We start from the raw sequence: 254 nt of genomic DNA, 5'->3' as shown, positions 1-254 counted from the left end.
GCATCTACCGCTAAATTTATTATGAATGGTGCGAATCATAATACAGATTCATTTACAACTGTTCCTTTTGGGGCATTTGGTGGAGATTGGGAAGTCGGATTAAAGAATTTAAGTGGTGGATTCAAAGGTGATACAGTTATAGGAAACGATGTTTGGACAGGTTATACTGCTACAATTATGCCACGTATTCATATAGCTGCTGGTGCCATAATTGCAACAAATGTTGTAGTAACCAAAGATGTTCCGTCTTATTC

Annotated in this window: 1 protein-coding gene; it reads left to right on the top strand. The window is 37.4% G+C overall.

The features are described 5' to 3' along the window. Window positions 1–254: LbetaH domain-containing protein (locus SB752_RS32925; protein WP_486320413.1), on the top strand; the 254-nt coding region annotated here is incomplete at both ends.

Origin of the sequence: Brevibacillus sp. SIMBA_040 (assembly GCF_046535075.1) — a bacterium.
Classification (GTDB): Bacteria; Bacillota; Bacilli; order Brevibacillales; family Brevibacillaceae; genus Brevibacillus.
Note: the sequence above shows the minus strand (reverse complement) of the source record. Positions and strands in the feature narration are given on the sequence as shown.